Origin of the sequence: Streptomyces adelaidensis (assembly GCF_016598475.1) — a bacterium.
Taxonomy (GTDB): domain Bacteria; phylum Actinomycetota; class Actinomycetes; order Streptomycetales; family Streptomycetaceae; genus Streptomyces; species Streptomyces adelaidensis.
In genome coordinates this window covers 1-6916 of the sequence record NZ_JAEMUX010000165.1, presented here as the reverse complement: position 1 = coordinate 6916, position 6916 = coordinate 1, and the positions used below count along the sequence as shown (strand labels likewise).

The following is a 6916-nucleotide window of genomic DNA, read 5'->3' as shown; positions in this document are numbered from 1 at the left end:
CGGGGCCCCCTATAATCCCCCCCCGGGCTTTTTGTTCGGGGGGGGGGCGGGGGGGGCCCCCCGGGGATGGGACGGGTAGGGGCGGCGGGGGCGAAAACCCCCTCCCCAGCCCCACCCCACCAGGCCACCATGTCCCCCATGACCACCTCCCGCAGCCAACACCACTCCACCCGAGCCCACTCCTTCAACACCGCCGCAGCCCAATACGCGGCAAACCGCCCCTCCTACCCACCCGCCCTCCTCGACACCATCGACCACCTCTCCACCCGCCCCCTCCAAGGCGCCCGCACCGTCGACGTAGGCGCCGGCACCGGCATATCCACCACCCTCCTCCACACCCGAGGGGCCCACGTACTCGCCGTGGAACCCGGCACCGGCATGGCCACCCAGTTCCACCGCACCCACCCCCACATCCCCCTCGTCCGAGGCGACGGCAACGCCCTCCCCGTAGCCACCGCCTCCCTCGACTTCCTGACGTACGCCCAGTCCTGGCACTGGACCGACCCCACCCGCTCGGTCCCGGAGGCCCTCCGCGTACTCCGCCCCGGCGGCACACTCGCCCTCTGGTGGAACATCGACGCCGTCGACATCCCCTGGATCGCCGACGCCACCACCCGTATCCACCGCTTCCTCGACGTCGACCCCGACGTCCCGATCGAGAAGAGCGGCTCAGGCGCCCCCGCCGCCCTCACCGACACCGCGGGCCGTCTTGACTTCACCCGCCGCCAGGTCCGCTGGAGCCGCCGAGTCTCCCTGGACACCCACCTCGCCAACATCGCCAGCCACTCGTCGTTCCTGGTCCTGGGCGAAGCGGCTACCACCGCATTCCTCACCGAGGAACGAGCCCACCTCCGCGAGCTCTTCCCCACCGAAACCATCGAAGAGACCTACGACGTGGACCTCCTCCTGGCCCTCCGCCCCTGAACCCACCCTCCCGGCCCCCTCCCTCAATGGCGGCCCACTACACCCCCGACACCCCCTCCTCCGTCTCCATCTCCTTCTCCTCATCCACGACCCACCCCGCCCCCCAAGCCTCCAAAGCCACCGCACACGCATGATCCACATGCCGCAACCCGCCCAGCTCCAGCCGCACCCCCCGCTCCCGAGGCACCCCCTCCAACGCGTCCAGCAACTTCGGCAACCGCAGGAACGTCGCGTTCCCCACCACCCGCACGACGACCCCCGCCTCCCCCCGGTCCTCGGTCTCGACGTGCACATGGCTGATGTCCCACGCGCTCTTCGCCACGGCCAACGCGAGCCCCACGAGCACGCCCTCGAACAGATTCCAGGCCAGGATCGCCAAGGCGGTCACGGCCGGCACGACCACCTCCCCGCGCTCCCGCCCCCGCCACAACACCCCCAACTCCCGTACGGGCACGAGCTTCAGCCCCGCATGCACCAGCAGCCCGGCCAGCGCCGCCACGGGAATCGCCCCGAGCACCCCGGGCAGCAGCGCCGCGAACACCAGCAACCACACCCCGTGCAACACTCGCGAGGCCTTGGTCCGCGCCCCCGCCCGCACATTCGCCGCGCTCCGTACGATCACCGCGGTCATCGGCAGCGCCCCGAGCGCCCCGCACACGACGTTCCCGGCCCCCTGGGCGACCAACTCCCGGTCGAAATCGGTCCGCGGCCCGTCATGCAGCTGATCCACGGCCGCCGCACTGAACAACGACTCGGCGGAAGCGATCAGCGCGAAGGCGAGAACAGTCCCGACCACCCCCACCTCCGCGAGTAACCCCAGCTCATCGACCGACGGCACCCGCACGGCCTCCCACAGCCCCCGCACCTCGACCCGCCGCACCCCCGGGTCGAACATCGCGGTCACCAGGGCCGCACCCCCGACGGCCACCAACGGCCCGGGCACGAAGCGCGCCCCCCACCGCCACCGCGGCCACACCAGCAGTACGACCACGACGGCGCCCCCGACCGCGAACGCGACCGGATCCACCGCACCGGGCAACGAGACGAGCCCCGCGAGCTTCCCGATCCCGCCGGCACCGGGCGAGGCCACGTCCCCCAGGGCGTACACCTGCCCCGCCACCAGCACCAGCCCGATCCCGGCGAGCATCCCCCGCACCACGGCCACCGACACGGCCCGGAACCACCGCCCCAGCCGCAACGCCCCCAACCCCAGCTGCACCACCCCGGCCCCGCACACCAGCACTCCCAGCGCCGGCAACCCGTACGCCCGCACGGCCTCGTACACCAGCACGGTCAGCCCGGCCGCCGGCCCGCTCACCTGCAGACTGCTCCCGGGCAACAACCCGACCACCAGCCCGCCGACGATCCCGGTGACCAGCCCCAACTCCGCGGGCACCCCCGAAGCCACCGCGACCCCGACACACAACGGCAACGCCACCAGAAACACCACGAGCGACGCGGCCAACTCCCCCCGCCACAAGGAGGCCCCCGACTTCCGAACAACAGGCGGCCCCGGACGCCGAGACCGAGGCCAGGACCGAGACCGGGGCCCTGGTCCGTGCCGCGCTCGAAATGACCGCGGATGTGGACGTGGACGGGGATGTGGACGTGGACGTGGACGTGGACGTGTACGCGAGGCGTGACGCATGGACACGCACCTCCGGCAGCCGAGGGTCGACAGGAATGCCCGACAGAAAGCCCGACAGGAGATGCGCGGTCCCGAGCCAAGGGATGAATCCAACGGTGATCACGAGAACTCACCACGGGAGACCGCCACACATCACCCCGGCGACAACACAAAGCCGCGAACGCGCTCTGCAACCAATTGTCACCCAAAGTAAGCACCGTCGGCACCCCTTTCCCTCGGCCATCACTCGGCAACAGGAGCGCACGCGCCGGAATCCCGCCCTCCGTTCACCCCGTCGAGCGCCCGCGCCCCCTCGCCACCTCCACCGCGCTGCCCCTCTCTTGACGACTCCGCCAACCCTGCGCAATATTCATCACATGATGAATTATGCTTCGGCGGAACCCCCTCCCCGGCCCCCCGCCCCCGCGATCCACGCCCAAGCCCTCACCGTCACCCGAGGCCCCCGCACCGTCCTCCGCGACCTCGACTTCGCCGTCCCCCACGGCCAGATCACCGGCCTCCTCGGCCCCTCCGGCTGCGGCAAATCCACCCTGATGCGAGCGGTCGTCGGAACCCAGGCCAAGGCCACCGGCACCCTGAACGTCCTGGGTCACCCCGCAGGCCACGCCACCCTCCGCTCCCGCATCGGCTACGTCACCCAGGCCCCCTCGGTCTACGACGACCTGACGGTCCGCCAGAACCTCGCCTACTTCGCCGCGATCCTCGACCCCGGCCGCACCGCCGCCGACCGCCGCCACGAGAACGTCACCCGGGCCATCGCCGACGTAGACCTCACCACCCACGCCGACGCCCTCGCCGGCAACCTCTCCGGCGGCCAACGCAGCCGCGTCTCCCTGGCCGTAGCCCTCCTCGGCACCCCGGAACTCCTGGTCCTCGACGAACCCACCGTCGGCCTGGACCCAGTCCTCCGCCGCGAACTGTGGACCCTCTTCCACACCATCGCCGCCGAACGCGGGGCAACCCTCCTGATCTCCTCCCACGTCATGGACGAGGCCGAGCGCTGCCACCGCCTCCTCCTCATGCGCGAGGGCGAGATCCTCGCCGACGACACCCCCGAGGCCCTCCGCACCCGCACCCACTCCGAAACCGTCGAAGCGGCCTTCCTCCACCTGGTCGACAAGGCGAAGGCGACAGCAACCACGACCCCCACCACCGCGGCGCACCAAGAGGAGACGACGCGATGACCACGACGAAGCACACCGACGCGAGGGCCCTCACCTACTCCCGCACAACAGCCACAGCCACCCGAGTCCTCCGCCAACTCGGCCACGACCCCCGCACGATCGCCCTGCTGGTCCTCATCCCGTGCGTGATGCTGTTCCTGCTCCGCTACGTCTTCGACGGCAGCCCACACGTCTTCGACTCCATCGGCGCCTCACTCCTCGGGATCTTCCCGCTGATCACCATGTTCCTGGTGACCTCGATCGCGACCCTGCGCGAACGCACCTCAGGCACCCTGGAACGCCTCCTCGCCATGCCCCTCGGCAAGGGAGACCTGATCGCCGGCTACGCCCTGGCCTTCGGCACCCTGGCGATCATCCAGTCCGCCCTCGCCACGGGTCTCGCCGTCTGGTTCCTGGACCTGGACGTCATCGGCTCACCCTGGCTCCTCCTGATCGTCGCCCTCCTCGACGCCCTGCTGGGCACCGCCCTCGGCCTCTTCGTCTCGGCCTTCGCCTCCTCCGAGTACCAGGCCGTGCAGTTCATGCCGGCCGTGATCTTCCCCCAGCTCCTCCTCTGCGGCCTGTTCACCCCGCGCCCCGACATGCACCCCGCCCTTGAGGCCATCTCCAACGTCCTCCCCATGTCCTACGCGGTCGACGGCATGAACGAGGTCCTCCTCCACCCCGACATGACCGCCGTCTTCGTACGGGACGTGGCGATCGTCGCGGGCTGCGCCCTGCTGGTCCTCACCCTGGGCGCGGCCACGCTGAAGCGCCGGACGACATGACGACCGCAGCCGTCCACCACCCACCGGCCGACCCACGCCCCCCGACGTCCCGCCCACCGGACACCTGAGCCGAACCCCCATCCCCAGTGCGAGGATGACCCCAGGACGACGCACCCCGGAGGGCACCCGCACCATGACCCAGAAAGTCGCAGTCCTCGGCACCGGCAAGATCGGCGAGGCCCTGCTCAGCGGCATGATCCGAGCCGGCTGGGCTCCCGCCGACCTCCTGGTCACCACCCGCCGCCCCGAACGCGCCGAGGAACTCCGCACTCGCTACGGCGTCACCGCGGTCACCAACGCGGAGGCCGCGAAGACCGCCGACACGCTCATCCTCACGGTCAAGCCCCAGGACATGGCCACCCTCCTCGACGAACTCGCCCCGCACACCCCCGCCGACCGCCTGGTCATCAGCGGCGCGGCGGGCATCCCCACCTCCTTCTTCGAAGAGCGCCTGGCCGCAGGCACCCCTGTCGTCCGCGTCATGACGAACACCCCCGCCCTCGTCGACGAGGCCATGTCCGTCATCTCCGCCGGCAGCCACGCCAGCGAGGCCGATCTCGCGCACGCCGAGGAGATCTTCGGCGCCGTAGGCAAGACACTCCGTGTCCCCGAGTCCCAGCAGGACGCCTGCACCGCCCTCTCCGGCTCCGGCCCGGCGTACTTCTTCTACCTGGTCGAAGCCATGACCGACGCGGGCATCCTCCTCGGCCTGCCCCGCGACAAGGCCCACGACCTCATCGTCCAGTCCGCCATCGGCGCGGCCACGATGCTCCGCGACAGCGGCGAACACCCCGTCAAACTCCGCGAGAACGTCACCTCACCGGCCGGCACGACGATCAGCGCCATCCGCGAACTCGAGAACCACGGGGTACGCGCCGCACTGATCGCCGCACTGGAAGCCGCCCGGGACCGCAGCCGCCAGCTGGCCTCCGGCAACACCGGCTGACGTCGCCCGCGGTCAGCCGGCCAGCAGCCCGATCGCCCGATACGCCGCATCCACCCTCGGCCGAGCCATCTCTCTGGCCTTCTCCGCACCCAACCGCAGCACCCCCTCCACATACGCTGGATCCGCGCACAACTCCTTGTGCCTCTCCTGCACGGGCCTGAGGAGCTCGACCACAGCCTCCGCCGTGTCCTTCTTCAAGGCCCCGTACGACTCATATACACCGCTCAGGTCCTCGGGGTTCCCACCCTCACAGGCCGCGAGGATCTCCAGCAGATTCGCGAGCCCCGGCCGCCCCTCCCGGTCGTAGACGACATCCCGCCCACTGTCGGTCACAGCCCGCATGATCTTCTTCCGCACCGCCTCGGGCTCGTCCAGCAGATAGACGATCCCTGGCCCGACGTCGTCCGTCTTCCCCATCTTCGAAGTCGGCTCCTGCAGGTTCATCACCCGGGCCCCGACCCTCGGCGGGGTAGCCTTCGGCACCACGAACGTGTGCCCGTACCGCTGGTTGAACCGCACCGCCAGATCCCGCGTCAGCTCCACATGCTGCGTCTGGTCGTCCCCCACCGGCACCTCGTCGGTCCCGTACGCCAGGATGTCCGCCGCCATCAGCACGGGATACGTCAGCAGCGACAGCCGGACACTCCCACCCCGCTCCCGCTCCCGCGCCGCCTTCTCCTTGTACTGGATCATCCGCCGCATCTCACCATCGGTGGCCACACACTCCAGCAGATACGACAGCCGCGAGTGCTCATCCACATGACTCTGTACGAAGACGGTGCACAGCTCCGGATCCAAGCCCGACGCCAGCAACAGCGACGCCGCCTGCCGGCTGAGTCTGCGTACCCGCGCCGGATCGTGGTCCACGGTCAGCGCATGCAGATCGACCACGCAGAACAGGGCATCCGTACGGTGCTGGTCCACCTCGGCCCACCGCCGTACGGCCCCCAGGTAGTTCCCTAGCGTCAGATGCCCCGTCGGCTTGACCCCGCTGAAGACCCGTGTCATCTCTCCACCTCCTGGTCAGGACCGCCGCCACCGGCCGGCCGATCCTCTGGAGGGAGATACGGGAACGGCCGCCGATGCGGCGGCCGTCAAAGTGCATACGTGAGCACGGCCGCCGTCAGGCGGCCCACCAGTACTGGTGACACGTACGCGTAGTCATGCGGGCCAGGCTACGCCGCAGGGGGGGACCGGTCGGCAGCGAGTTGACACACCCCGAGCCCCTACGTAGTGTTCTCCGAGTTGTCCGACGTGAGCGCCGACCCTCGGTCGGTCCCCGGACAGCCATTCCGCAGGTAAACACCAACAATCGACGATCCGTCGTCGTGCCCTTGGCATGTGTATTTGCGAAATGAGGAATCCGCGTTCGAAAGGACGCAGCCCCCGATTAGCTCGGGAGCCAGGAATCCGCTAAAGTCTCACTCGTCGGAACGGCCCAACAGTC

Annotated in this window: 6 protein-coding genes; 4 read left to right on the top strand and 2 right to left on the bottom strand. The window is 70.0% G+C overall.

The features are described from left to right. Positions 1-138 precede the first annotated feature (138 nt). Positions 139-924, top strand: coding sequence for a class I SAM-dependent methyltransferase (locus tag I8N67_RS40515; RefSeq protein ID WP_200309313.1), 786 nt, complete (start codon positions 139-141; stop codon positions 922-924). A 37-nt stretch (positions 925-961) separates the two neighbouring features. On the opposite strand, the gene I8N67_RS40510 is transcribed toward I8N67_RS40515, so the two are convergent. Further along, entirely contained in the window at positions 962-2389 is a 1428-nt protein-coding gene (locus I8N67_RS40510) for a SulP family inorganic anion transporter (protein ID WP_307835520.1), read from the bottom strand. Positions 2390-2928: 539 nt separating this feature from the next. Between I8N67_RS40510 and I8N67_RS40505 the strand changes: the two genes are divergently transcribed. The 3 genes from I8N67_RS40505 (at position 2929) to proC (ending at position 5469) form a co-directional block, all read left to right on the top strand. Beyond that, positions 2929-3756, top strand: coding sequence for an ABC transporter ATP-binding protein (locus tag I8N67_RS40505; RefSeq protein ID WP_200309311.1), 828 nt, complete (start codon positions 2929-2931; stop codon positions 3754-3756). Beyond that, positions 3753-4523 (top strand): ABC transporter permease, encoded by a 771-nt coding sequence (locus tag I8N67_RS40500; RefSeq protein WP_200309310.1) that lies wholly within the window; start codon positions 3753-3755, stop codon positions 4521-4523. The genes I8N67_RS40505 and I8N67_RS40500 overlap by 4 nt, the downstream gene beginning before the upstream one ends. Positions 4524-4656: 133 nt before the next feature. Then, the gene (proC, locus tag I8N67_RS40495; protein WP_200309314.1) at positions 4657-5469 is read left to right on the top strand and encodes a pyrroline-5-carboxylate reductase; all 813 of its coding nucleotides are present in this window, start codon (positions 4657-4659) and stop codon (positions 5467-5469) included. A 12-nt stretch (positions 5470-5481) separates the two neighbouring features. On the opposite strand, the gene trpS is transcribed toward proC, so the two are convergent. Continuing rightward, positions 5482-6477, bottom strand: coding sequence for a tryptophan--tRNA ligase (trpS, locus tag I8N67_RS40490; RefSeq protein ID WP_200309309.1), 996 nt, complete (start codon positions 6475-6477; stop codon positions 5482-5484). Between the last annotated feature and the right edge of the window lie 439 nt (positions 6478-6916).